The sequence below is a fragment of the Aquabacterium sp. genome, assembly GCF_049274795.1.
Lineage (GTDB): Bacteria > Pseudomonadota > Gammaproteobacteria > Burkholderiales > Burkholderiaceae_C > Aquabacterium.
This window is the reverse complement of sequence record NZ_JBASTH010000095.1, coordinates 22863-47101: the sequence shown is the minus strand read 5'-3', so window position 1 is coordinate 47101 and position 24239 is coordinate 22863. Positions and strand designations below refer to the sequence as shown.

Here is a 24239-nt window from a genome sequence, read left to right as displayed (position 1 = left end):
AGCCAGCCCGAAGTACGAGAACCACGACAGCGAATGGCTGGCCGCGAACAGCGCGAACCACAGATACAGGCGCTCGCGGTTGAGCGCCGCAGCCACCAGGGCCTACACCGTGAGGCACAGGCCCAGGCCGGACATCAGGCTCTGCCAGAACTGGAAGGAGGCCTCCTTGGCGAGCAGGGCATCTGTCTGCAGCAGGGAGGCCGGCATCAGTTGGCCAGCGGGGCGTACTTGCGCACGCGCAGCAGAAGCAAGATCGACAGCGAAAAAGTTAGCAGAGGATCTTATCGTTTCGCGCCAAGGCGAGGCCACCGCACGGTGAGCAGGATGTCACGGTCTTTCAATCAGTGAAAACCTTTAAGCGCCACCCTTGCAAAACGCCACGGTTCTTGCGTGCTTGACGCCCAGGCACCCCTGCTGGCGCCGCAAAATCTTCCCGGCACCGCCGGATGCCTCAAAATCTCCCCTCTTTCGACGAGTTCCCCCATGAAGACTTTTCAGTGCGTTGTTTGCGGATTTGTGTATGACGAAGCCCAGGGCCGCCCCGAAGACGGCATCGCCCCCGGCACCCTGTGGGCCGATGTGCCCGACACCTGGGAGTGCCCCGACTGTGGCGTCGGCAAAAGCGACTTCGAAATGATCGAGATCTGAGCGAGGCAGGCACGATGTCTTCAGCAGGCAATGCAGTGGTGGTGGTTGGCTCCGGCCTGGCGGGTTACAACGTGGCGCGCGAGCTGCGCAAGCTCGACGCCGAGGTGCCCCTGGTGGTGGTGAGCCGCGATGCGGCGGGCTTTTACTCCAAGCCCATGCTCTCCAATGCGCTGGCCAGCAAGAAAACGCCCGCCACGCTGGTGATGAAGGACGCCGCCAAGATGGCCGCCGAGATCAACGCCCGGATCGTGTCTAACACCGGCGCGCAATCCATCGACACCGCCGCGCAGACGCTCACCCTGGCCAATGGCGAGGTGCTGCCCTACCGTGACCTGGTGCTGGCCCTGGGCGCTGATCCGCTGCGCCTGCCCATCCAGGGCGATGCGGCCGACACGGTGCTGTCGGTCAACGATCTGGATGATTTCGCCCGCTTCGCCGAGGCACTGGACACCGCGGCCGGCGGCCAGCCCGTCAAGCGCGTGGCCATCCTGGGTGCCGGCCTGATCGGCTGCGAGTTCGCCAACGACCTGCTGGCCCGCGAGATCCAGCCCACGGTGTTCGACCTGGCCGAGCGCGTCCTGCCCCGCCTGCTGCCCCCTGAAGCCAGCGCCCGCCTGCAGGCCAAACTGGAGGCCGGCGGCGCCACCTTCCGCTTCGGCACGGGGATTTCGGCCGTGAACCGTGGCCCCAATGGCCTGATCCTGACCTTGAGCGACGGCAGCACGGTCGAGACCGACCTGGTGCTGTCGGCCGTGGGCCTGCGCCCCCGCACCCATCTGGCCGCCGAAGCCGGCATCCTGACCGGCCAGGGCATCATGGTGGATCGCCAACTGGCCACCAACCGCCCCCACGTGTACGCCCTGGGCGATTGCGCCGAGGTTGAAGGCCACTGCCTGCCCTACGTGATGCCGCTGATGCAGCAGGCCCGCGCCCTGGCGGCCACACTGTCCGGCAAGCCCACCCCGGTGGCCTACCCGGCCATGCCCGTGGTGGTCAAGACCCCGGCCTGGCCCACCGTGGTGTGCCCGCCGCCCGCCCGCGCCGAGGGCCAATGGCAGGTTCAGGCCTCGGACGAGGCCATCGAGGCCCGTTTCGTCGCCAGCGCCAACCCGGATCAACTGCTGGGTTTCGTGCTGCAGGGCAAGGCCGTGAGCCAGCGCCAGGCGCTGGCCGGGCAGGTGCCCTCCCTGCTGGGCTGAGCGCCCCTCAGCCCCTCTTAAACTGGGCGGCCCGGCGGCCGTCCGTTGCCAATCAGGCTCACGGTGTTTGTACCCTGAGCCTGATTGCGTTAACCTTGAGCCCCTTTTTGATCAGGGCCTCCATCAGGCGCGGCTGAAGCTGGCGCAACTTGGAGGACACCGCGGCGTTGGCGACCAGCAAGGTCCAGCCTTCGTCATCCAGCGGGCCAGCCTGCACATGCATGGCCAGGCCCGTCGGCAGTACCGATCGAACCGCCTCCAGGCATTGCTGTGATGCGCGCAAGCGCTGCATCAGGCTGGACAGCGGTTCGGAGCGCGCCAGTGCGGTCGTGACCGGCGGCACGTCGGCAACGGCGGGCCGGAACAGGTCGAGGCGGAAGCGTCTGGGCGAGCTCATCGCGAAAGGTTTGAAAACATGCAGATTCTGATCACCGCCGGCCCATCGTCACCCACCCGGGTGTACCAGTTCACAGCGCTCTCGCTGGTGGTTGCGGCGATTGCGCTGATCGTACCGCTGATGGGGCTGTCCGTCGCGCTTTACCACGCGGTCGTGCTGGAAGCGGCGCGCAAGCAGTGGCCCATCATCTCTGACGCCGTGCGCTTCGTGGAGCGCCAGGAGCAGGCCCAGCGCGACCATTTCGTGCGCGAGAACCTGGACGCCATGGCCGTGAAGGTGGGTGATCTGCAGGCCCGCCTGATGCGCCTGGAGGCCGTGGGCGAGCGCGTGGCCGGCATGGCCGGCATGAAGCCCGAAGAGCTCAAGAAAGTCGAACCCACCCCGCCCGGCGCGGCCGGCAGCGGCCGGGGCGGCGCCCTGCCCGCCCTGCGCGAGCCCACGCGTGTGAGCGGCTTCGACGACATGAACCAGCTGATGGAGCGCATGCAGAACCTCAGCGACCGCAATGCCGATGTCTTCACGCTGATCGAATCGCGCCTGTTCGAAAAACGCCTGCAGGATCTGATGATCCCCAGCAGCGCGCCGGTGGCCAATGTGGCGGTGGGTTCGGGCTTCGGCTTCCGCTCCGACCCGTTCACGGGCCGCCCCACCCTGCACACCGGGCTGGATTTCCCATCCGATACCGGCACTGCCATCCTGGCTGCAGCGGGCGGCGTGGTGGCCTCGGCCGGCCCGCACCCGCAGTACGGACTGCTGGTCGAGCTGGACCACGGCAACGGCCTGATCACCCGCTACGCCCACACCTCGAAGATGCTGGTCAAGCAGGGGGATCTGATCCGCCGCGGCCAGAAGATCGCCGAGGTGGGCACCACCGGCCGCTCCACCGGCCCGCACCTGCACTTCGAGGTACTGGTGGAAGGCGTGCAGCAGGATCCGGCCAAGTTCCTGGCGGGCAAGGGCCAGGCGCCGCAGAACATCGCTCAGGCCCAGACACCGGCGCGCTGAGCAGGCAGTCGCCTACCTATTCCTCGGCCAGATCGCTGATATCCAAGGGCATCGCGGTGGGGGCCGCCTGGTTGCGGAATGCCGTGCTGACCGTGCCAGCCTTTCGCCGGACCGCATAAGCGCGCATCACCGAAATGGGCGCGAACAGCACGGCATCCGGCCTGTGACCCGTGATCACCGGCTGATTGAAATAGATGTTCTTCGGATCATCCAGTGGCAGGTGCCAGTGCCCTTGGTGATTCAGCCGCATCACCTCACCAAGGTAGCGGCCAAAGGTCACCAGATGGCCGCGCTGCACATCGGCAGGGGCCGACAGCGGCACGACCACATCGAACAACACCTCAAGGCGCTCGACGCTGGCATCCGTCAGGTCCAGCGCCACACCATGGCTGAAGGCCTCACGCTGCAGCCCTTCGATCTGGTCGTCCATGCACAGCAGGAAGTCATCAAAAACTTCTCGGGCGGATTGGAGATCGAAGGACATGCTCATGAAGGGGCTTGCTGCGTTCACGCACAGCTTAAGCGACCTGCCGCCCGGTGGGCGGGCACTCAGAACCGCGTCCGCATCCCGATCACGAAGTTGCGCCCCGCCAGCGGCACCTGGTCCTTGAGCACCGAGGTGGACAGGCGGATGTCCTCGTCCGTCAGGTTCCTGGCCAGCAGGAACCAGGTGATGTCGCTGCCCTTGAAGCGCTGCACATAGGACAGGTTGGCATCGACCTGCGTGTACGAGGGCGTGCGCGTTTCCGAGGCGGCCAGGCGGTCCTGCGCATTGGCATGCGTCACCGAGGCGCCGGTGCGCCAGGGGCCGCGCTTGAAGCCGATGTCGGCCCCCACGCGGGTGGCCGGCTGCAGCGGCAGGCTGCCACCATCATCGTCCAGGCTGCCGCGTGAGCTGTCGGCAAAGCCGCGCAGCGACAGGCCTTCGCCATGCAGGTTGTAGCTGGCCTCGGCCTCGGCACCACGGATGGTGGCATCGGCCTGGCCGAACACACGCTCGTTGAACTCGCCGCCGGCCACGCCATCCTCATCCAGCGTGTTGCCGGTGAGCTGGCCGTAGATGAAGTCCTTCACCTGGTTCTGGAACAGGTTCACCTTCCAGCGCACCAGGCCGGCGGTCTTCTGCAGGCTCAGCTCGATGTTGTGCGAGGTCTCCTTCTTGAAATCGGCGTTGCCGATGTCGAAGGTCTCGGTGGCTTCGTGCGGGCCGTTGGAATAGAGCTCTTCCGTGCTGGGCGCGCGCTGGGCCACGGAGTAGGTGGCGCCCAGCCCATAGCCCGGCGTGAACGGCCACAGGCCGCCCACCGAGTAAGAGGTGAGGTTGAAGGAGCGGTCCGCGCTGCCATCCTGCGGCTTGCGCTTGACGTTCTCCACACGCAAGCCCGCGTTCAGGCGCACGGGGCCCAGGTCACGCTCTTCCACGATGAAGGCGGCGGTCGAGGTCGATTTGGTGATGGGCACGGTGCCAGGGCTGCCGTCTTCCGCGCTCAGCGCCGAGAACGTGCTGCGCTCGGTCTGCAGGCCGATGCTGCCACGCCAGCCGGCTACGTCACCGTGCTGCAGTTCCCAGCGCGATTCGAGGGCGCGGTTCTTGAAATCGGTCTCGGGGTCACCTTCGCCATTGATCTCGGTGTGCTTGTAATCCGTGTAGCCCAGCTTGAACTTGAAGGCCTGGAACACGCCGAAGGGGTTGTTGACCAGGGCATCCACGTCGTAGCGGGTCTGCTTGAGGTCGATGGAGGCGCCTTCGTCCGTGGGGATGCCGTACAGCTTGTCGAGCTGGCCCACCGAAGCGCCCAAGTGACCCCAGTTGCCGATCAGCGAGGCGCCCAGGCCGATGTCGTGCTCGCCCGTGTACGAGTTGGGCAGGCGGCCAGAACCCGAGCTGGGATCACTGTCGATGCGGTCACCCGGGATGCGGTAGTTGCGCGCATCCTGCACGCTGCCGTCCAGGTGCAGGCCGATCTGGCCGGCAGAGCCATCCACCGACACCGAAGCCGTGCCGCTCTTGTCGGCCGTGCCGTGGCGCAGCTCGAACACGCCGGTGGGCTGGGCCTCCAGCGTGGTGGGGATGCGGTCATTGACCACGTTGACCAGGCCGCCGATGGCGCCCGAGCCGTACAGCAGGGCCGCCGGGCCGCGCAGGATCTCGATCTGCTGGGCCGTGGGGCCACCGGTGCCCACAGCGTGGTCGTTGGACAGCGTGGACACATCGGCCACGCCCATGCCGTTCTGCAGGATCTTCACACGGCCGCCTTCCAGCCCACGGATGATGGGCCGCGACGCGCCCGCCCCGAAGGCCGAGGCCGATACGCCCAGCTCGCGCGAGAGCGTGTCGCCCAGCGAATTGCCCAGCTTGTTGCTGAGCTCGTCACCCATGAGCACCTTGGCCGGAGTGAGGATCTGATCGCCCTCGGAGGCGCCAAAGGGCGCGGCCGTGACGGTCACCGTCGGCAGGGCCTGCACGGTGGCGGCAGAAGACGCGAGAACAGTGGAGGGCGTGGAAGACGTAGAAGGCGCCGTCTGGGCGACAGCGAAGGAAGCCAGGGCGGACAAAGCCGCGCCGGCCAACAGGGAACGTTGGTGCTGCATGAGATTTCCTGAAACCGAGCGGATCCGACCAGCGGCACATGGCCGCGACGGGTCAGATCACAGAGATGGCGACACGCGGGTGCGCCAGAAAAGCGAAGGGAAGGAACGCTCAGGCAGCCGGAGGGCCGCGCGAAAGGAAATGCCCAACGAAAAACGAATCCCAGGGCAGGAAGCCCTGGGCAGCAGGCACGGCATCCAGCAGATGCGGCGCATCAGCCGGCAGGACGGCCGCGGCCAAGCCATCGGCCATGCACAGGCCATCAAACAGCACGCAGGAGTGCAGTGATGACAGCGAGGCGTCATCGGCTGCCTGGCCCGACGCTTCCACAGACGTCGCCCAGGCATGGACCCCGGCATGGGTGGCCTCATGCCCCTGGGGTACGCCGCCCGCATGTTCGATGCGGTGCAGCACGCCGGCCACCTGCGCCCACAGCATGGCCAGCGCCAGCAGCACCGCGAACCCCATCCTGGGCTGGCGGTGCCCGATCGAAGCGGCGGTGGAACCTGTGGCCCACCACCAAGATCGCAGTGAAGCTGGGCGGATCATGGCTGAGACACGCATTTTAGGGGGAACCCTGGTGTCCCGGCCCGTCACACCCCAGGTGCTACACTTTTTGGCTTTTGGTTCACTGGGGAAAGTGCCCCTCGAACCGCCCGGTGCCCTTCAGCAGGCCGCCGACCGACTGTTGACCGATTGGATAGACCGCTCCATGTTGCCCAAGATTCTCACGACGATTTTCGGTAGCCGCAATGAACGCCAGCTCAAGGAGTACCGGCGCACGGTGGCGAAAATCAACGCGCTGGAGCCCACCTTCGAGCCTTTGAGCGACGAGCAACTGCGCGCCAAGACCGACGAGTTCCGCGCCCGCCTGTCCAAGGGCGAAACGCTGGACGACCTGCTGCCCGAAGCCTTTGCGGTCGTGCGCGAAGGCTCCAAGCGCGTCTTCAAGATGCGCCACTTCGACGTGCAGTTGCTGGGCGGCATGGGCCTGCACAACGGCAAGATCGCCGAAATGCGCACCGGCGAAGGCAAGACGCTGACCGCCACCCTGCCCGTCTACCTCAATGCCCTGAGCGGCAAGGGCGTGCACCTGGTCACCGTCAACGACTACCTGGCGCGCCGCGATGCGGAGTGGATGGGCAAGCTCTACAACTTTCTGGGCCTGTCCGTCGGCATCAACCTGCCGCAGATGCCCCGTGAGCAAAAGCAGGCCGCCTACGCCGCCGACATCACCTACGGCACCAACAACGAGTACGGCTTCGACTACCTGCGTGACAACATGGTCTACGAGGTGGGCGACCGCGTGCAGCGTGGCCTGAACTACGCCATCGTCGATGAAGTGGACTCGATCCTGATCGACGAGGCCCGCACGCCGCTGATCATCTCCGGCCAGGCTGAAGACCACACCGAGTTGTACCTGGCCATCAACAAGATCGCGCCGCACCTCAAGAAGCAGATCGGCGAGGCCGACCCGCGCACCGGTGAAGGCGTGATCGAGCCGGGCGATTTCACCGCCGACGAGAAGAGCCGCCAGATCACCCTGACGGACGACGGCCACGAGAACGCCGAGCGCCTGATGACCGAGGCCGGTCTGCTGCCCGAGGGCGCCAGCCTGTACGACGCGGCCAACATCACGCTGATACACCACCTGTACGCCGCGCTGCGCGCCCACCACCTGTTCCACAAGGACCAGCACTACGTGGTGCAGCAGGGCGAGGTCGTCATCGTCGACGAGTTCACCGGCCGCCTGATGTCGGGCCGCCGCTGGTCCGACGGCCTGCACCAGGCTGTGGAAGCCAAAGAAGGCGTCGAGATCCAGGCCGAGAACCAGACGCTGGCCTCGATCACCTTCCAGAACTACTTCCGCATGTACGGCAAGCTGTCGGGCATGACCGGCACGGCCGACACCGAGGCCTACGAGTTCCAGAGCATCTATGGCCTGGAGACGCTGGTGATCCCGCCCAACCGGGTCATGCTGCGCAAGGACCAGCTCGACCTGGTCTACAAGACCGCCAAGGAAAAGTACGACGCCATCGTCGCCGACATCAAGGAATGCCACGGCCGTGGTCAGCCTGTGCTGGTCGGCACCACCAGCATCGAGAACTCCGAGCTGGTCGGCAAGCTGCTCGAACGCGAAAAGCTGCCCCATCAGGTGCTCAACGCCAAGCAGCACGCCCGCGAGGCCGACATCGTGGCCCAGGCCGGCCGCCCCGGCATGATCACCATCGCCACCAACATGGCCGGCCGCGGCACCGACATCGTGCTGGGCGGCAACATCGAGAAGCTGGTGCAGGCCATCGAGCAGGACGAATCGCTCGACCACGGTGCCAAGCAGCTCAAGATCGACCAGCTCAAGGCCGAACAGGCCGAGTTGAACGCCAAGGTCAAGGAGCTGGGCGGCCTGCGCATCATCGCCACCGAGCGCCACGAATCACGCCGCATCGACAACCAGCTGCGTGGCCGTGCCGGCCGCCAGGGCGATCCCGGCTCCTCGCGCTTCTACCTCTCGCTCGACGACCCGCTGATGCGCATCTTCGCGGGTGACCGCGTGCGCGCCATCATGGACCGCCTGAAGATGCCCGAAGGCGAAGCCATCGAGGCCGGCATCGTCAGCCGCAGCATCGAAAGCGCCCAGCGCAAGGTCGAAGGCCACAACTTCGACATGCGCAAGCAATTGCTGGAGTACGACGATGTGTCGAACGACCAGCGCAAGGTGATCTACCAGCAGCGCAACGAACTGCTCGAATCGCAAGAGGTGGCCGAAGCCATCGCCGCCCTGCGTGGCGGTGCCTTCACCGACGTGGTGCGTGCCCACGTGCCCGCCGAGAGCGTGGAAGAGCAATGGGACCTACCCGGCCTGGAGAAGGTGCTCAAGGACGAATGGCAGATCGATCTCGACCTGGTGCAGTGGGTGCAATCGAGCAGCGCGGTCGATGACAACGACGTGCTCGAGCGCGTGCTCAAGGCCGCCGAAGACGCCTACGCCGCCAAGACCGCCAGCGTGGGCAAGGAGCAGTTCGCCTCCTTCGAGCGCATGGTGCTGCTGCAATCCATCGACACCCACTGGCGCGAGCACCTCGCCGCGCTGGACTACCTGCGCCAGGGCATCCATCTGCGCGGCTACGCCCAGAAGAACCCCAAGCAGGAGTACAAGCGCGAAGCCTTCGAGCTGTTCGGCCAGTTGCTCAGCGTCGTCAAGATGGACGTGACGCGCCTGCTGATGACCGTGCGCATCCAGAGCCAGGAAGAAGCCGCGCAAGCGGCCCAGGCCATCGAAGACCAGGGCGACGCCTTCTCCAATGTCACGTACACGCATCCCAACGAGGATGGCAGCGTGGCCACCGAGAAGGAAGGCCAGTCCGCCAGCGCTGGCGATGTGCCCCGCGCAGGCCGCAACGATCCCTGCCCCTGCGGCAGCGGCCAGAAGTACAAGAACTGCCACGGCAAGCTGGCCTGATCACCAGCGCTAACGCATCAACAAGCAGTCGACATCGGGGCCTTCGGGCCCCGATGTGCTTTGTGGGCACATCAGCCGCTTGTGCACCGCACAAAGGCGAAACCTGGTGGCAACCCTGACACAACGATTTGTCGGTGGCCCATCCGGGCCCACTTATTTGCGTGCCCCCCCGCTCACTGGCGCCACCGGCACGTCACTTGGCGATACAACTGGGCCATCCATCGCATCGCGCTTTCGCGCCCGGCCTGGCGCCCCTAGATTCGGCGCACTGCCACATGAGACGGTGCCTTGATGCGCCGCGAGACAGGAGACACGAAATGAGCCAGGCCAACGTTCTGCCCACCTCGGGCAAGCGCACCATGTCCGACTGGTGCATCGGGCTGCCCACCATCGCCATGCTGCTGCTGGTGCTGGTGATCGGCACCGGCGAGATGATCCACGGCCAGTTACTGCGCTTCGGCGAAAGCTTCTTCGGCAACAAGGCCGAGCAGGTGCAGTACTTCATGCTGCGGGCCGAGCCGATCAAGCCCACCTGCGATGCCAGCATGGACATCGAGGCCGAAGTAGGCCGGCGCATGGCCGCCCAGCCCACCGGTGGCAGCGCCGATGTGATCGACAGCCTGTTCGCCGACGAGGCAGTGGACCCGGAAAAGCTGCGCCACTCCCTGCGCGACACGCTGGCGCAATGTCAGGAACGGCACGCCTGGTACGAACGTGTGGCCTCGCACAACACCTGGGCCGTGAAGGCCTACCGTACGGTGGAGACCGGCTTCTTCGGCCTGTTCCGCTTCGGCAGCGAGAACCGGCCGATGATCCTGCTGCTGCTGATGGGTTTCACCATCCTGGCCACCACCGTGGGCTACCACCACATCAGCCTGGTGCCGCCCCGCTTCGGGCGCGACTACAAGGTGCAGGCCTGGACGATGTTGATCGCCAGTGCCGTGGCGCTGTACTCCAGCATCCGCTACTACCAGATCTCCGTGGCCTCGGGCGTCGCGGTGGAGGAGCCCCTGATCCACTTCGCGTGGATGGTGCTGTTCGGCTCATTGCTGATCGCCAGCGCCTGGCAATGCGTGCGCCCGCACAAGCCTGCCGAAGGCATCGGTGATGGCACCTGGGGCCACGCGCTCAAGACCATCCCCCTGGCCGGCCTGATGACGATCACCTCGGGCCACTACTTCTGGGAGCAGGGCCACCCCTCGGGCCTGGCGATCTACATCAACGCCTTGATGGAGTTCCCGAACATTCCGCTGCAACTGGCCCTGTTCATCTGGGGCGGCATGCTGTTCAAGCAGACGCGCGTGGTCGACCTGTTCATGAACCTGCTGCGGCCCTGGAAGCTCTCGCCCGAGGCCCTGACCTACGTGATCCTGCTGGCCGCGGCCATCCCCACGGCCTACACCGGCGGCTCCGGCGCCTTCGTGATGGCGGCAGGCGCCATCATCTACCACGAGGTACGCGCCGTAGGCGGCTCCAGCCAGTTCGCGCTGGCCGCCACGGCCATGTCCGGCTCGCTGGGCGTGGTGCTGCGGCCCAGCCTGCTGGTGGTGGCCATCGTGGCCGTCAACAAGGAGGTCACCAGTGACGAGCTCTTCCACTGGGGCCTGTACGTCTTCTTCATGACGTCGACCCTGTTCTTCGCGGCCTCGCAACTGCGCCGCGAGAAGCACACCATCGACGTGGTCTCGCCCCGAGTGGGCGTGCCGGCCATGCTGCGCCAGGTGCCCGCCCTGCTGCCCTACATCGCCGTGATCCTGGCCGTGGTGGCCTTCTACGACACGGTGCTGGACACGCCGCTCAACGAGATCTCGGCGCCCATCATCATGCCGGTCATCATGATCATGATCGTGGTGTTCGACAAGCTGCTGCTGGCACGCGGCATCGGCCCCGATTCGCAGCAACTCAGCTTCGCGATGCACCGCGAGCGTGGCGTCGAATCGTCCATCCGCGCGGCCACGGTCGAGACCACGGGCCACCTGGGCGGCTACCTGTTCCTGATCCTGCTGTCGCAGGCCGCGGGCGGCGTGATCGAGCGCTCGGGCATCATCCACTACGCCCCCGAGGTGTTCAGCAGTGCCTGGACGGCCATGGCCTTCATGGCGGCCGCGCTGGTGGTGCTGGGCATGTTCATGGAGCCGCTGGGCGCCATCTTCCTGGTGTCAGGCACCTTGGCCCCGCTGGCCTACAAGAGCGGCATCGACCCGGTGCACTTCTGGGTGATGGTGCTGGTGGCCTTCGAGCTGGGCTACCTGATGCCGCCGGTGGCGCTGAACCAACTGCTGGCCCGCCAGGTGGTGGGCGAGGACCTGATCGATGCCTCCGACAAGGAAGTGGCCAACCAGTCCTTTTACCGCCGGTATGAGCGCTGGCTCCTGCCTTGCGCGGTGATGACACTGGGCCTGATACTGGTGTCCTTCGCGCCGCTGCTGCTCAAGGAGTTCCCGGCGCTGAACGCTTGGCTGCAAGGCTGGACGGCCCCGCCACCTCGATGACCCTGCTGCGCCCGCCCTGAGAAGACCCGCCCCGCCATGTCAGCCGCCGACCACCCCAAGGACCTGACCCTGCTGGGCTCCATCCCGCGCACGGGGCGCTTCAACCTGCTGTGGAGCCTGTCGATCGCGCTGTTCCTGTGGGCCATCGAATGGGCGGGCCGCGACGAGGACCAGCGCTATGGCCTGATGGTGAACCTGGCCTACGCCATGTGCCTGGGCTACTGGTGCTGGACCATCGTCGGCATGGTGTGGCTGGCCGAGGCCCGGCGCCGCTGGCCCAAGCTGCCCGATGCCCGCGCGCGCTTCGAGCGCAGCGGCGTGTACGGGCTGGTCGGCTGGCCGGCAATTGCTTTCTGCACCATCGTCGGCATCCCCATCGCCTGCGTGTTCGGCGTGTTCCTGGCCCAGGCCATCCTGGCCTTCCCGTGGTGGCCCATGGACATCCCGAAAGAGCGCCCGCCCTTCGGCGTGTCGCTGGTGCTGAGCTACAGCATCGCCATCCTGACCTTCACCATCGACTACCTGCGCGTGCGCCTGGCTGCCAACGAGGTGCGCGCCGAAGCCGCCCAGCGCCAAGCCCTGCAGACCCAACTGCGCCTGCTGCAGGCCCAGCTGGAGCCGCACATGATGTTCAACACCCTGGCCAACCTGCACGCCCTGATCGAATCCGACCCGGCACGCGCGCAGGACATGCTGGCGCGCCTGATCACCTTCCTGCGCGCCACGCTGGGCGGCAGCCGCACCACCACCCACCCGCTGAGCACCGAGTTCGCCCGCGTGGATGATTACCTGGCGCTGATGCAGGTGCGCATGGGCCCGCGCCTGAAGGTCACGCTCGACCTGCCGGCCGAACTGGCCGGCCACCACGTGCCCACCCTGCTGCTGCAGCCCCTGGTGGAAAACGCCGTCAAGCATGGGCTGGAGCCCAACCCGCCCGGCGGCCAACTCACCCTGCGTGCCCGCATCGAAGCCGATGCCCTGGTGCTGCGCGTGATCGACACCGGCCGCGGCTTGCGCGCCGCCGAGGCCGCACGGCAAGGCCCGCCAGGCTTCGGACTGGCCTGCGTGCGTGACCGTGTGCAATCGGCCTATGGCGATGCCGCCAGCCTGAGCATGCAGGACAGCATCGGACACGCCGGCACCGTGGTCACCCTGCGCCTGCCGCTGGGCACCCAGGCCACGCCCGCGCCCGCCCTGAGCACAGAATCCGTCTCGCCTTTCGGGCCCAGCGTGCTGCCGCTGCCGGACGACGAGCCCCGCCACAGCACCCCGCCAGCCACCCCGCCCCATTCCGCCACCGCCCTCCACCCATGATTGCCACCGCCCTGATCGCGGAAGACGAACCCGTGCTCGCGCACGCCCTGCGCACCCAGCTCGGCCGCCTGTGGCCCGAACTGCGCCTGCTGCCCCTGGCACAGGATGGCGACCAGGCCGTGGCACTGGCCGTGGCCGAGCAGCCCGACGTGCTCTTCCTGGACATCAAGATGCCCGGCCGTGACGGCCTGGACGCCGCCGAGGCCATTGCCGACGCCTGGCCCGAGCAGCGCCCCCTGCCGCTCACCGTGTTCGTGACCGCCTACGACGAATACGCCCTGGCTGCCTTTGAGCAGGCCGCGGTGGACTATGTGCTCAAGCCCGTGCAGGCCACACGCCTGGCCGGCACCTGCGAGCGCCTGCAGCAGCAACTGCGCCTGCGCGCCGCCCAACAGGACGACCCGGCCCAGCCCCCCTTGCAGACCCTGCGCCATGCGCCGCCCCCGGCCACTGCCGGCCAGCCGCCACTGAGCATCATCCAGGTCTCGACCGCACAAGGCCTGGTCATGGTGCCGGTCGATGACGTGCTGTACTTCGAAGCCGCCGACAAATACGTGCGCCTGATCACCGCCAACAGCGACCAGGGCCCCGAGTTGCTGATCCGCACACCCCTGCGCGAACTGATGCCCCGCCTGGACACCGAGCGCTTCTGGCAGGTGCACCGCAGCGCCGTGGTCAACGTGCGCGCCATCGAACGCGTGAGCCGCGACGCCCGCGCCAACAACCGCCTGCGTGTGCACCTGCGCAACCGCACGGAGACGCTGGAAGTCAGCCGCATGTACGCCCATCTGTTCAAGGCCATGTAGGCGTCACCAGGGTGCGGCACAATCCGAGGCTTCCAGCGGTGCTTCACGCCGCGCCAGAGAGCGAGCCACCCCATGCCAGTCAATCTGTCCGCCCCCAATCCCCAAGACCTGCACCCCGTGCCCGGCGTGCAAATCGGTGTCGCCATGGCTGGCGTGCGCAAGGCCAACCGCCGTGACCTGACCGTGGTGACCCTGGCCGAAGGCTCGGCCGTGGCCGGCGTGTTCACCAAGAACCGCTTCTGCGCCGCCCCCGTGCAGATCTGCCAGAAGCACCTGGCCGGCTGCACCGACATCCGCGCCCTGCTGGTCAACACCGGCAACGCCAACGCCGGCACCGGCGAAGACGGCCTGATCCGCGCGCAGACCACCTGCATCGCCCTGGCCCGCCACCTTGATATTGCCCCCGAGCAGGTGCTGCCCTTCTCCACTGGCGTGATCATGGAAACGCTGCCCATCGACCGCATCCAGGCTGGCCTGCCCGCCGCGCTGGCGGACCTGAAGGCCGACAACTGGGCCCTGGCCGCCGAAGGCATCATGACAACCGACACCTTGCCCAAGGCCGCCTCGCGCCAGGTCAAGGTGGGCAACACCACCGTCACCGTCACCGGCATCAGCAAGGGCGCCGGCATGATCAAGCCCAACATGGCCACCATGCTGGGCTACGTGGCCACCGACGCCAAGATCGCGCCCGCGCTGCTGCAGGGCCTGGCCAAGGACGCGGCCGATGCCTCGTTCAACCGCATCACCATCGATGGCGACACCTCCACCAACGACTCGTTCGTGGTGATCGCCACCCGCCAGGCCGACCACGCCGAGATCACCAGCTGGGACAGCCCCGAAGGCCGCGCCGTGCGTGAAGCCGTGCTGGCCGTGTCGGTGCAGCTGGCCCAGGCCATCGTGCGTGACGGCGAAGGCGCCACCAAGTTCATCACCATCACCGTCGAAGGTGGCCGCGACGAGGCCGAGTGCCGCCTGGCCGCCTACGCCATCGCCCACTCGCCCCTGGTCAAGACCGCCTTCTTCGCCAGCGACCCCAACCTGGGCCGCATCCTGGCCGCCGTGGGTTATGCCGGCATCGACGATCTGGACCAGGGCCTGATCGACCTGCATCTGGACGACGTGCACGTGGTGACCAAGGGCGGACGCCGCCCCGAGTACCGCGAGGAAGACGGCCAGCGCGTGATGAAGCAAAGCGAGATCACCATCCGCGTGGGCCTGTCGCGCGGCACCGCCACGTCCACCGTGTGGACGTGTGACCTGTCGCACGACTACGTGACGATCAACGCGGATTACCGCAGCTGAGGCTTGAAAACCACCCTGCCGGCCCGACATGGATCCATGAAGGCCAGCGCAAGGCGGCGATCCGCCCTACAATGGTCAGACTTTTTCCCGGGGCCGACTTGGTTTCGACGTGGGTGCGGATGCGGGATAGTGCATGTCGAGCGCCAGTGAGCTCGTAAATCCATCTGGAAACAAACTAACTGCCAACGACGAATCGTTCGCACTCGCCGCTTAATACCGGTGAGCCTCGCAACAGCTGGCCTATGGGCTGGGCTTGAGTCGCAAGACAAGGGCTGCGAGGTTATTCACATAGGCTGGGCTTGAGCGGGGTCACTCCGCTGAAGTCGAGATCAAGTGACTGGTGGGCTCCGTAGCGTGCTGCTGCGCGACGGTGACCATGAGATCCAAATCAGTCAGCTAAACATGTAGATCTACCTGTTGATGGCTTGCGGACGGGGGTTCAATTCCCCCCGGCTCCACCAATCAAACGTCCGGCGACATCCACCGAACGCAAAAAGGCCCTAAGAAATCAAACACTTAGGGCCTTTTTCTTTCCGCTAACGGCCAAAAAGCGCCGCTTGCAGCCGGCCAGAGGTGGGGGTATTGTTGGGGGTACAGCACTATCCCGGGGGTACCGATACCCCCAGACGCCCCGATGGCCACTCTCACCAACAAACTGACCGACACCGAAGTCAAGAACGCCAAGCCCAGCGCCAAGCCGCTCAAGCTGTTCGACGGCGAAGGCATGTTTCTGCTGGTCAAGCCTGAGGGCGGCAAGCTCTGGCGCCTCAAGTACCGGTTCGGCGGCAAGGAGAAGCTGCTGGCGCTGGGCACGTACCCCGAGATCAAACTCAAGGACGCCCGTGAACGCCGCCAGGCCGCACGCGAGCTGATCGCCAAGGGCATCGACCCCAGCGAAGCCAAGAAGGCGGAGAAGTCGAGCCGCACCAGCCAGGCCGAAGGCACCTTCGAAGCCGTGGCCCGTGAATGGCACAAGCTCATCCACACAGTGAAGACGAGTGAGGGTCACGCCGCCCGCACGTTGATCCGCTTGGAGCAAGACGCCTTCCCCTATATCGGCGCCCTACCCATGGCAGAGATCACCGCACCCATGCTGCTGGAAGTGCTGCGGCGGGTCGAATCACGTGGCGCCATCGAAACCGCCCACCGGGTAAAGCAGGCCTGTGGCCAAGTGTTCCGCTACGGCATCGCTACAGGTCGGTGCGAACGCGATCCCTCAGCCGACTTGAAAGACGCGCTCAAGCCCGTGATCGTGAAGCACCATGCCGCCATCACAGATCCGAAGGCAGTAGGCCGCCTCCTGCGTGCCATCCATGACTACCAGGGCCATCCTGTTACTCGCGCAGCCCTCAAGCTGGCTCCGCTGGTGTTCCTGCGCCCCGGTGAACTGCGGCACGCTGCCTGGTCTGAGATCGACCTCGATGCGGGCGTCTGGACCATTCCCGCCGGCCGCATGAAGCGCAGTAAACAACAGAAGATTTCTGGCACCGCCCACCTGGTGCCGCTGTCTTCCCAGGCCGTGGCCATCCTGCGTGACCTGCAGCCGCTGACCGGCCACCGCCAATACGTGTTCCCAAGCCCGCGCACCAGCACCAGGCCCATGAGCGAAAACGGCGTGCTGTCTGCCTTGCGCCGCATGGGCTTCGAAAAGGATGAGATGAGCGGCCACGGCTTCCGGGCCATGGCGCGCACCATCATGGTGGAACGCCTGGGCATCGATGAAAACACCGTCGAGGCTCAACTCGCCCACACCGTCAAGGACAGCTTGGGTCGAGCCTACAACCGCACCGAGTTCGTGGACCAGCGCCGCACCATGATGCAAACGTGGGCGGACTACTTGGACAAGCTCCGCCAAGGCGCGGATGTCATCCCACTCAAGACCGCCTGAGCTTGTCTAGCGCTAAACGGTGTCCGTCTGTACAACCGCTTGTCTGCCCTGCCGCAGACGCTACAGCGAGTAGCCGCCCCCTAAGCAGCGCCAGCACCTCTGCTCACGCTCTTTTCATTGGCTTGGCTGCAGCCCGTGGCCGGCCGACCTATACCCACGGTCGCATCACTTGGCCGGGGCCGTTGGCGGCGACTTGATGCCACCTACCGGACGTCCTGGGTGGTGAACAACCGTCACACGGCAATCCATCAGAAGCATCATGTCCAAACAGACGTCCACACCCAAGAAGCCCCGGAAAGAACCTATCTCCTGGCGTGTCGTTGATTTCCTTGAGGCCAACCCAGCGGAGGAACTGACGCGGCACGACATCGCGGAGAAGTTCGACATCGACCCCGTTCAAGTCGATGATGCCCTGCGGCACGTCGTGTCCACCGGCCACATCGTGCGCGAACTCAACAGCGAAAGCGTATCGGTATGGCGCCTCAACTTCTCGAAGCGAGGCGTCCCCAAGCCCTTTGCCATTTCCTTGGCAGAGGCCAAGAAGGCAAGGCGCGCCAGCCGCAAGCCACCAGTCGTCATCGACTTCACATCGCTGGTCGTAGAGTCAGGCATTCCAGTGGTGGACAACAGGCTCGGCAAGGGCAGCGCCTGGCCAGAACTCTTCGGCCGCATGGAACCTGGCGACAGCGTGCTATTCCCGTTGGACGCCAAGGACGCAGCCTCCCACGCGCAATACGCCTATCGCAAGGACCACCCGGGCGTCATGTTCACCGTACGCAAGTGCGGCCCAGAGCATTGCCGCGTGTGGCGCACGGCCTAGCGTTACCAGTGCTTGACGGTCGATCCGACAGGCCTTAATCTGCTACTACCCCTGCACATTCAGGGGCCAGGCTTGGCGGCCTGGGAAACAAGGCGCAGCTAGCCGCGCCCAATGCATCGTTGGTCGCGGCTTTTTCATGTCTGCGTAGCTGCCGCATGGCTCCCGTTTTGGCGGGCCGTGCGGGGAGGGGCTTGCCCCTGCCGGTTCCTTGTTCCGGTCCGCCAACCCTGCACGGTCTGCCACCCTCTCTTGGCGGGGAGGTTGGCAGGTTTGACACCGCAAACAAGGAGCCACCATGGCAAACCAACCCATCCCATTCGGGAATGGCTTACTGGCGTCTGTCGATAGACCCGAGCACATCAACCCCCCTCTCGGCTGGCCATACATCATCCTGCCAGCCGAGCCGGTGGCAAACGACGAACCGAAGGCTGAGCGTCGCCGGTTGGCCGACAACGTGGTTTGCATGTTCGATGGGGAGCGTGCCCCCGTGGTCAACATGCGGTGGCGTGGACGCTATCCGCGCAGTGTTACCCGCATGTACACGGGCAACCGCCTTTACCCCGGTGTCTACTGCGTACTCTGGAACCCCATAGACCAGCGCAACCACGGCTGCATAGTTCAGTTGATCGAACGCGATCGGCGGAGACTGGATCATTGGCACGCTCGGGCTGTCAGCCGCCCCATTCACGTTCATTGGATCAACGAGCCAGCCAACCCCGAAGGTCATGCAGAGTCGTGGAACTGCCTGACTTCCAGCTCATCGCTGCGGCGCTGCGCTTCCCCGGAGAGATAGGAGGATCATCGTGAGCAATGACTCAGACGAAATCGCTCAATCCGGCGGTGTCAGTACCGATGCGCTGCTGGCAACCATTCGTCAGTTGGCGCAGGCATGGGCGTGCCGCATCGATCACATGCCGCCTTTGGCCGCTCAGCAGTTCCTAGCCTCCAGTACTGCTGAACTCTTAACAGGGCTCTCAGAGAGTTGCGGCTCAAAAATCTCGGGGCTCATAGCGACCTACATCGAGAGCACCGTTTGGGGGATCTATGACAGACGCCACCGGCAAGCCGGAGCTTAGTAGCGACGGGCTATCTGCATAATGTTTTCGCCACGCCCTAGGCTGATCCCCGAAAACCCGTTTCCCTGACGGGCTGGGCGTGGTTTCTTCAAGCAGGGGCGCACGAGGGGTGCCGTGACCATACCGAGCCTTACAGAGTTCACCGACTACCTAAATTATTACGCCTCTCATCGCCCGGAAAGCACTCAAGCGCCCGCGCACTGGCATGAGAAGGTGCCCACAAAAAAGGAAGTTGTCTCCTTTGTGAACAACTTCTGGCTTGAATGGGGAAACATCAATGCGCACCTCAAGCCACAACTGCCTTACGCGAAATGGCTCAGTCAGCAACCAAACTACCGATCGGCTGCCGAGACTGCATTTCGTCTCCGAAAAAAGCGCCGAACACGTTTGGTTCTGGACAAGGAGGCCACTGAGAGCCGTGCATCGGCTGATGCAGAACTTCTCATCGACCGATTCAGAACAGACAAGAGTTTTTTTAGTGACACTCGCTTTGATACAGCAGTGTCCCCGCTTCTCGACAGGCTGTGGAGCAGCAGCATCACGTGGTCTGACTTAAATGCCAGGGCACTTCTCGAGTATTTCTACACCGACCATGCAAAGCAAACCTTGGAGTTAAGGCCTGCACTCGTCACGAAGTATGAACAGGCCCAGAAAGCCGTCGAAGAATTCATGGCGACTCTGACTGCAGTTCAGTGCTCAGATCCTCAGTTGTCAAAGGCGCTTGGTGGAGACATCTTTAGCTACTCTGCCTCGGACAATCGAGCCAAATCTGCTCATCGGTCCTTGTTCAATCGTAGCCCCATCCCCAGGTGGATGGATAACCCGATCAAGAGACGAGGAGAACGCATCAGAGAGCAACTGCTGGTGTATCGGTACTGGCAAATGAACAAGCGATGGGGGGGGTTTCCAGCTGCGGTAGTAAGAGACCTCATGTACATCGACAGCATCGACCATCAATACAACGAGAGGACGATTGAGCGTATGTTCGCCGACTTTACCGGCACAAAAAGACAGAAAAGTCAGCGCTGACACCGGGACGAAAAATGGTCACATGAAGCTACTTTTGCTCCCGACCAAGATTGCCTGATGACTGGAGTTTTAGACCTTAGACACGCCGCCTTCTCTTATCGATAGTTGCACGCATCGACAACTACGGCTCACGCCGTTGAAAGGCAGCCCGATGCAAACAGATGCGGCCAACATCAAAGCCAAGCAAGCCCAGCCCTTCGAAGTCATCCACGTCGATGACGCTCTACTGAAACTGGACACGGTCAGTGCCCTCACCGGCCTGTCTCGCACCACGATCTACACCCGGATGTCGGCCACGCCGCCGACCTTCCCTCAGGCCATCCGCCAGGGAAAGCGCTGCACTCGGTGGCGGGCTGGGGACATCAAGGCCTTTCTGCAATCGCTGGCGAAGTGAGGTGCAGCATGGCCAAGCAACACCACCCGATCACGCCCGCACGTATCGCGGCCCTGCACAAGATCCGCGACAGCTTCGCCGGCATTGAAGCTGCAGCCCAGCGTGCTCGCCTCATCAACGCGATCCAATCGCTGCAACACGTCAGCACCTTCGAGGCCTCGCGCTTCCTAGACGTCTATCACGCGCCAGCCCGCAAGCTGGAGTTGATTCGCGAAGGCTATCCCATCGAGACCACCATGCGCCATGTGCTCACAGAGGCCGGAAAACAGCACCGTGTGGGCGTCTACTACTTGGCCAAGGGGTGAGCATGGTCGAACCCAGAAAACCACCCCTTGGCGCCGATGCGGACCTTTCGCCTGATGCTGCGGCATCAGCCCTCCATCTTGGTTGGCAGTCGTCGGCCACGGCGCTCACGCTGGTGGCCCGTGGCGAGTTCGCGGCTGGACTAACCGCTGCACACGCCGCCGCCAAAGCCATTCAGGCAGCCATCGACACCTTAACCTGCATGGCGGGGACACATGGATGAGCCGACGCAAACCAGAAGACCCACGCGGTGGGCACATCCGGCTGTACTGGACGATGATCGACTCTCCCGCCTGGCGTGCCCTGGGATGGGTGGACCAGGGCTTGTATATCGCGATGCGGCGCAAGCTCAAGGGCACCAACAATGGCAACATCGAAGCGACCATCGCAACGCTGCGCCATGCCGATATCACCAGCCCGGCCACCCTAGCCAAGGGGCTGCGCGTGCTCCAGGCACTGGGCTTCATCGACAAGACGCGGCAAGGTGGCATCGCTCAAGGGGTGAAGCATTGCAGCCTGTACAGGTTCACGGACGAGCCTGTTTTCGATCAGCCGCGTATAGGTGTCAACGCGCGATCGGCCACCAACGAATGGCGGAGCTTTCAGACCTTAGAGGAAGCCCGCACAGCCGCCTGCCGCGCCAACCAACCCAAAGGCAAACCACCCCGAGCAAAATAAAAGTAAGTACGGCTCCCGTACTGATCCAGTACGCGCGCCGTACTGATCGACCATTTTTTCGATACGGGAGCTGTAGCAGTGAAGGCCGCACTACTACAGCTCCTGTAGTAGTCAGAAGACACCAAAACTGCCCGCAAACCCGCATGGCTATTGGTTTCTTCGCCTCTGACTGCCCAACACGCTTTCAGGCCACCACTACTACAGCTCCTGTAGCCCTATACATGTTGCCATCCCTATGCGAAGCAAAGCAGACCAGGAGCCAAGGAAGCAAGCAGGCATGCCTGGGTCACATCGGCAAATGATTTCGTTTTCAGTGCAAGGTTTCGTGAGGATTGAACATGGCCAAAGGTGGAAGCAGATTCGGAGCAGGTCGACCAGGCTATCGGATCAAGGACGTTCACACGCGCTCGATTGATGTGCGCCGCTGGCATCGGGACGGGCTGCTCCGGGGCTCGTACTTCGGCTGGCAGTGGAGCGATCCAGAGACTGGCCAGCAAACCGCCAGCATCGGCGTCCACCCTGCTGCTCAATCTGTGACCTTGAGCTATACGGTCGGCAGTGAGCAGCGCCAGCCCACCATCGAGCTTACGACCACCTCCTGCACCTTCGGCGGCTCGAGGCTCTGGTTTCAGTGCCCCAACTGCCACGCGCGCTGCGCCAAGCTGTTTCTGCGCGGTGGTCACTTCGCCTGCCGAAAGTGCCAGCGGATCAGCTATCAAAGCCAGAGTGAGGATGAGATCGGCCGCTTGTGGCGCGCACAGGCCAAGATCGAGAAGCGGCTTGGGGATCGGCTATCGAAGCCGAAGTTCATGCGCCAGAGGACCTACGATGGGCTTCGGGAGAGGTACTGGCAGATCGAGTGGGCGAGAGAAGAGGCGCTGTACGCTTGCGCCGCGCGTCTTGGATTCACTCTATAACCGCAAAGCTGCAAAACCCGGCTTACCCAAACACCCTGCCAGACTGCTTCAGGTACGTCAGAAAGTTGATGCACTCAACCTTCACCTCCGCCAAGCCGCACACAGCAGGGATCTTCATCTTTGAAGGAACATTAGGCAAATTTGGCTGACGTTCCTCATCCGAGATCAGAATGAAATGTCTCAGCCTGCTGGCCGAGATGATCAAGAGGTCGTTCTCCCCTACGCCCTTCGGGTGATAGTTATCACCCTGCACCCCGATCAATTGCTTGATGCGCAGTGCCTCGTTCAACTCTGCGTTGCCAATGTCCAAAATGGAGATGCCGCAGTCAGTGAGCCAGCGCGCACACTCGGGCGTCTTATCTCGAACCTCTTTGAAGGCTACGGAAGCGATAAGAAGGCGCCCTTCCTTGATCTCCTCCGCAATCCAGCCCCACATCGGTGGAAACTGGTCTGCTGGGTAGTTATCCCATGCATAGATGATCGATGACGCGTCAATGGCCCGCATAGAACTGTTCGAGCTGACGCAGGTCTCGGATCTTGAGGCTGTCTAGGTAGCTGCTCGCCCTTGCAAGGGTGATCTTTCCCGCCTCCAGCGAACCCAGCACCGTGCGCACATAGCGGTCGCCGAATATGTGTCGGGGCTCTCGGTACCTGTACTGGCGATTGCCACTGTCATCCGCCGGCACCTGGACCGCTTGCCGCCATTGACGGTACGCCCCATAGTCTTCTTGACTGAGCCTACCTACGCCCAACAGCCGTCGCAGTATGGCTTCGGCACTTGCGCCGGAGCGGCGCCTTGGCAGATCAAGCCACCCTTCATAGGCCGCCACGTCCGCTGGCCTGGCACGATCGTCCACCATGGCCAAGACTTCGTCTGGCACAAGGAAAAAACCTGCGAAAGCGTTCGCCTGCTGCTCACCAGCCTCATGAGAGTCGAAGTCCCTCTCATCATCGATCCAGCTTGTGCGATGCAGCAGTACATGCCCAAGCTCATGGGCAAGAGTGAAGGATTGGCGGGCAGGAAAGTCTTGCTTCTTCACCACGATGACGGGGCAGCGCTCGTCATAGATGGAGAAACCGAGGATTGGGTTTTCCTTGGCTATCTGCCACCGACCGGCGTACCCGTTCGAACGGAACACCAGTACGCCCTTGGCCTCTATGGCCTGCCGATACGAGTCAAAGCTGTTCTGCGGCCCGAGGTTCAACCAACGTCGGGCAATTGCAGCAGCCTCCTCAGGCGAGCGTCCTGCGACATCCGGCGGTGTGAATGTCGGCCTGTCTTCTGCATCAATGTCTTCAAGCAGGGCCAAATAGACATCACGTTGGTGCTCCACACGTTCGATCAGTGCACGGAGCTTTGGCGAAAGCTCAGGCTTGCTATTGGCAAGCGTTCTGAACTGAAAGGTATGGACAACCTCAGGTTGGACCTGACCAGGCTCTAGGAAGAACAGGACGCCGCGTCCGAAGTAGTCAGCGATCTTCTGGAGTTGGTTGAAGGTGAAGCCACCTTCTCCGGCCAAGAACTTTTGAATGGTTGCAGGAGCGACATCGGTTTCCGAGGCGAGTTCATCCACGGTGATGCCCTGATCCTGGCAACACCAAAGAATTCGGTCACGGTTGACGTTGTCGATTCGTTCCACTACTCAAATTTTAGGCGGCCTAGCCCGGGCTGATATGCCGACATGCACCTAGGACGTCCGACGTGTGGTTATGGGCCTACTGTAGCGGCCTGGGGGTACTTTTGGGGGTATCTAACAATAGGCCCCAGAGAAAAAACCAATGTTTATGCGGCTTCCAGACGACAGTTAAAGTGACCCCGGCCCATTCAATGGTCTCAAGACGGTTCTTGAGACCCCAAAATCCCTAAGTAATCAACGACTTAGGGATTTTTTTCGTCTTAACAGCGATCTTGTGAAGGCAC

Annotated in this window: 22 protein-coding genes and 1 other RNA gene; 17 read left to right on the top strand and 6 right to left on the bottom strand. The window is 63.9% G+C overall.

What is annotated here, in order from left to right:
- The first annotated feature begins 483 nt into the window (after positions 1-483).
- Together WAQ08_RS15700 and WAQ08_RS15695 are read left to right on the top strand one after the other, a co-directional pair.
- The gene (locus WAQ08_RS15700) at positions 484-648 is read left to right on the top strand and encodes a rubredoxin (protein ID WP_125243245.1); all 165 of its coding nucleotides are present in this window, start codon (positions 484-486) and stop codon (positions 646-648) included.
- 14 nt (positions 649-662) lie between these two features.
- Complete coding sequence (locus WAQ08_RS15695; RefSeq protein WP_422192758.1) at positions 663-1847, top strand: NAD(P)/FAD-dependent oxidoreductase; 1185 nt, start codon at positions 663-665, stop codon at positions 1845-1847.
- A gap of 58 nt (positions 1848-1905) precedes the next feature.
- On the opposite strand, the gene WAQ08_RS15690 is transcribed toward WAQ08_RS15695, so the two are convergent.
- Positions 1906-2244: a DciA family protein gene (locus tag WAQ08_RS15690; RefSeq protein ID WP_422192756.1), complete on the bottom strand. Its 339-nt coding sequence runs from the start codon at positions 2242-2244 to the stop codon at positions 1906-1908.
- An 18-nt stretch (positions 2245-2262) separates the two neighbouring features.
- Between WAQ08_RS15690 and WAQ08_RS15685 the strand changes: the two genes are divergently transcribed.
- The gene (locus WAQ08_RS15685; protein WP_422192755.1) at positions 2263-3249 is read left to right on the top strand and encodes a M23 family metallopeptidase; all 987 of its coding nucleotides are present in this window, start codon (positions 2263-2265) and stop codon (positions 3247-3249) included.
- A gap of 16 nt (positions 3250-3265) precedes the next feature.
- Here the strand turns inward: WAQ08_RS15685 and WAQ08_RS15680 are convergent, their stop codons facing one another.
- From WAQ08_RS15680 to WAQ08_RS15670, 3 genes are all read right to left on the bottom strand, one after another.
- Positions 3266-3739 carry a hypothetical protein gene (locus WAQ08_RS15680; RefSeq protein WP_422192753.1) on the bottom strand — a complete coding sequence of 158 codons (474 nt, stop codon included), beginning with the start codon at positions 3737-3739 and terminating at the stop codon, positions 3266-3268.
- Between the two features lie 59 nt (positions 3740-3798).
- The gene (locus WAQ08_RS15675) at positions 3799-5841 is read right to left on the bottom strand and encodes a TonB-dependent receptor (protein ID WP_422192752.1); all 2043 of its coding nucleotides are present in this window, start codon (positions 5839-5841) and stop codon (positions 3799-3801) included.
- 109 nt (positions 5842-5950) lie between these two features.
- Positions 5951-6388 carry a hypothetical protein gene (locus WAQ08_RS15670; protein ID WP_422192750.1) on the bottom strand — a complete coding sequence of 146 codons (438 nt, stop codon included), beginning with the start codon at positions 6386-6388 and terminating at the stop codon, positions 5951-5953.
- A 163-nt stretch (positions 6389-6551) separates the two neighbouring features.
- On the opposite strand from WAQ08_RS15670, the gene secA reads away from it, so the two are divergent.
- The 14 genes from secA to WAQ08_RS15600 all read left to right on the top strand — a co-directional run bounded on the left by secA (position 6552) and on the right by WAQ08_RS15600 (position 22318).
- Positions 6552-9299 carry a preprotein translocase subunit SecA gene (gene secA, locus WAQ08_RS15665; RefSeq protein ID WP_422192748.1) on the top strand — a complete coding sequence of 916 codons (2748 nt, stop codon included), beginning with the start codon at positions 6552-6554 and terminating at the stop codon, positions 9297-9299.
- 317 nt (positions 9300-9616) lie between these two features.
- Entirely contained in the window at positions 9617-11791 is a 2175-nt protein-coding gene (locus WAQ08_RS15660; protein ID WP_422192746.1) for a TRAP transporter large permease subunit, read from the top strand.
- A gap of 36 nt (positions 11792-11827) precedes the next feature.
- The gene (locus WAQ08_RS15655; RefSeq protein WP_422192745.1) at positions 11828-13105 is read left to right on the top strand and encodes a sensor histidine kinase; all 1278 of its coding nucleotides are present in this window, start codon (positions 11828-11830) and stop codon (positions 13103-13105) included.
- A complete protein-coding gene (locus tag WAQ08_RS15650; RefSeq protein ID WP_422192743.1) occupies positions 13102-13911 on the top strand; it encodes a LytR/AlgR family response regulator transcription factor in 810 nt (269 codons plus the stop codon). Before WAQ08_RS15655 ends, WAQ08_RS15650 begins: the two co-directional genes overlap by 4 nt.
- Positions 13912-13983: 72 nt before the next feature.
- The gene (gene argJ, locus WAQ08_RS15645) at positions 13984-15213 is read left to right on the top strand and encodes a bifunctional glutamate N-acetyltransferase/amino-acid acetyltransferase ArgJ (protein WP_422192741.1); all 1230 of its coding nucleotides are present in this window, start codon (positions 13984-13986) and stop codon (positions 15211-15213) included.
- An 89-nt stretch (positions 15214-15302) separates the two neighbouring features.
- Positions 15303-15674: a transfer-messenger RNA gene (ssrA, locus tag WAQ08_RS15640) on the top strand.
- 173 nt (positions 15675-15847) lie between these two features.
- Positions 15848-17101: a tyrosine-type recombinase/integrase gene (locus tag WAQ08_RS15635; RefSeq protein ID WP_422192739.1), complete on the top strand. Its 1254-nt coding sequence runs from the start codon at positions 15848-15850 to the stop codon at positions 17099-17101.
- 259 nt (positions 17102-17360) lie between these two features.
- Complete coding sequence (locus tag WAQ08_RS15630) at positions 17361-17921, top strand: hypothetical protein (RefSeq protein WP_422192738.1); 561 nt, start codon at positions 17361-17363, stop codon at positions 17919-17921.
- Positions 17922-18724: 803 nt separating this feature from the next.
- Complete coding sequence (locus WAQ08_RS15625; protein ID WP_422192737.1) at positions 18725-18997, top strand: hypothetical protein; 273 nt, start codon at positions 18725-18727, stop codon at positions 18995-18997.
- Positions 18998-19111: 114 nt separating this feature from the next.
- The gene (locus WAQ08_RS15620) at positions 19112-20026 is read left to right on the top strand and encodes a hypothetical protein (protein WP_422192735.1); all 915 of its coding nucleotides are present in this window, start codon (positions 19112-19114) and stop codon (positions 20024-20026) included.
- A gap of 151 nt (positions 20027-20177) precedes the next feature.
- Positions 20178-20420 carry a helix-turn-helix transcriptional regulator gene (locus WAQ08_RS15615; protein ID WP_422192734.1) on the top strand — a complete coding sequence of 81 codons (243 nt, stop codon included), beginning with the start codon at positions 20178-20180 and terminating at the stop codon, positions 20418-20420.
- An 8-nt stretch (positions 20421-20428) separates the two neighbouring features.
- The gene (locus tag WAQ08_RS15610; protein WP_422192732.1) at positions 20429-20725 is read left to right on the top strand and encodes a helix-turn-helix domain-containing protein; all 297 of its coding nucleotides are present in this window, start codon (positions 20429-20431) and stop codon (positions 20723-20725) included.
- A 217-nt stretch (positions 20726-20942) separates the two neighbouring features.
- Positions 20943-21401: a hypothetical protein gene (locus tag WAQ08_RS15605; protein ID WP_422192731.1), complete on the top strand. Its 459-nt coding sequence runs from the start codon at positions 20943-20945 to the stop codon at positions 21399-21401.
- 338 nt (positions 21402-21739) lie between these two features.
- Entirely contained in the window at positions 21740-22318 is a 579-nt protein-coding gene (locus tag WAQ08_RS15600; protein ID WP_422192729.1) for a hypothetical protein, read from the top strand.
- Positions 22319-22340: 22 nt separating this feature from the next.
- On the opposite strand, the gene WAQ08_RS15595 is transcribed toward WAQ08_RS15600, so the two are convergent.
- Together WAQ08_RS15595 and WAQ08_RS15590 are read right to left on the bottom strand one after the other, a co-directional pair.
- A complete protein-coding gene (locus tag WAQ08_RS15595) occupies positions 22341-22823 on the bottom strand; it encodes a DUF4411 family protein (RefSeq protein ID WP_422192728.1) in 483 nt (160 codons plus the stop codon).
- Positions 22810-23958 carry a helix-turn-helix domain-containing protein gene (locus WAQ08_RS15590; protein ID WP_422192726.1) on the bottom strand — a complete coding sequence of 383 codons (1149 nt, stop codon included), beginning with the start codon at positions 23956-23958 and terminating at the stop codon, positions 22810-22812. Before WAQ08_RS15590 ends, WAQ08_RS15595 begins: the two co-directional genes overlap by 14 nt.
- Positions 23959-24239: the final 281 nt, after the last annotated feature.

Bases quoted from the DNA above. Each gene is read 5' to 3' on its own strand.
- WAQ08_RS15660 (WP_422192746.1), top strand. From the start codon at position 9,617: ATGAGCCAGGCCAACGTTCTGCCCACCTCGGGCAAGCGCACCATGTCC.
- WAQ08_RS15700 (WP_125243245.1), top strand. From the start codon at position 484: ATGAAGACTTTTCAGTGCGTTGTTTGCGGATTTGTGTATGACGAAGCC.
- WAQ08_RS15635 (WP_422192739.1), top strand. From the start codon at position 15,848: ATGGCCACTCTCACCAACAAACTGACCGACACCGAAGTCAAGAACGCC.
- WAQ08_RS15650 (WP_422192743.1), top strand. From the start codon at position 13,102: ATGATTGCCACCGCCCTGATCGCGGAAGACGAACCCGTGCTCGCGCAC.
- WAQ08_RS15615 (WP_422192734.1), top strand. From the start codon at position 20,178: ATGCAAACAGATGCGGCCAACATCAAAGCCAAGCAAGCCCAGCCCTTC.
- WAQ08_RS15680 (WP_422192753.1), bottom strand. From the start codon at position 3,739: ATGAGCATGTCCTTCGATCTCCAATCCGCCCGAGAAGTTTTTGATGAC.
- WAQ08_RS15695 (WP_422192758.1), top strand. From the start codon at position 663: ATGTCTTCAGCAGGCAATGCAGTGGTGGTGGTTGGCTCCGGCCTGGCG.
- WAQ08_RS15630 (WP_422192738.1), top strand. From the start codon at position 17,361: ATGTCCAAACAGACGTCCACACCCAAGAAGCCCCGGAAAGAACCTATC.
- argJ (WP_422192741.1), top strand. From the start codon at position 13,984: ATGCCAGTCAATCTGTCCGCCCCCAATCCCCAAGACCTGCACCCCGTG.
- WAQ08_RS15675 (WP_422192752.1), bottom strand. From the start codon at position 5,841: ATGCAGCACCAACGTTCCCTGTTGGCCGGCGCGGCTTTGTCCGCCCTG.
- WAQ08_RS15685 (WP_422192755.1), top strand. From the start codon at position 2,263: ATGCAGATTCTGATCACCGCCGGCCCATCGTCACCCACCCGGGTGTAC.
- WAQ08_RS15670 (WP_422192750.1), bottom strand. From the start codon at position 6,388: ATGATCCGCCCAGCTTCACTGCGATCTTGGTGGTGGGCCACAGGTTCC.
- WAQ08_RS15605 (WP_422192731.1), top strand. From the start codon at position 20,943: ATGAGCCGACGCAAACCAGAAGACCCACGCGGTGGGCACATCCGGCTG.
- WAQ08_RS15600 (WP_422192729.1), top strand. From the start codon at position 21,740: ATGGCCAAAGGTGGAAGCAGATTCGGAGCAGGTCGACCAGGCTATCGG.
- WAQ08_RS15610 (WP_422192732.1), top strand. From the start codon at position 20,429: ATGGCCAAGCAACACCACCCGATCACGCCCGCACGTATCGCGGCCCTG.
- secA (WP_422192748.1), top strand. From the start codon at position 6,552: ATGTTGCCCAAGATTCTCACGACGATTTTCGGTAGCCGCAATGAACGC.
- WAQ08_RS15595 (WP_422192728.1), bottom strand. From the start codon at position 22,823: ATGCGGGCCATTGACGCGTCATCGATCATCTATGCATGGGATAACTAC.
- WAQ08_RS15690 (WP_422192756.1), bottom strand. From the start codon at position 2,244: ATGAGCTCGCCCAGACGCTTCCGCCTCGACCTGTTCCGGCCCGCCGTT.
- WAQ08_RS15655 (WP_422192745.1), top strand. From the start codon at position 11,828: ATGTCAGCCGCCGACCACCCCAAGGACCTGACCCTGCTGGGCTCCATC.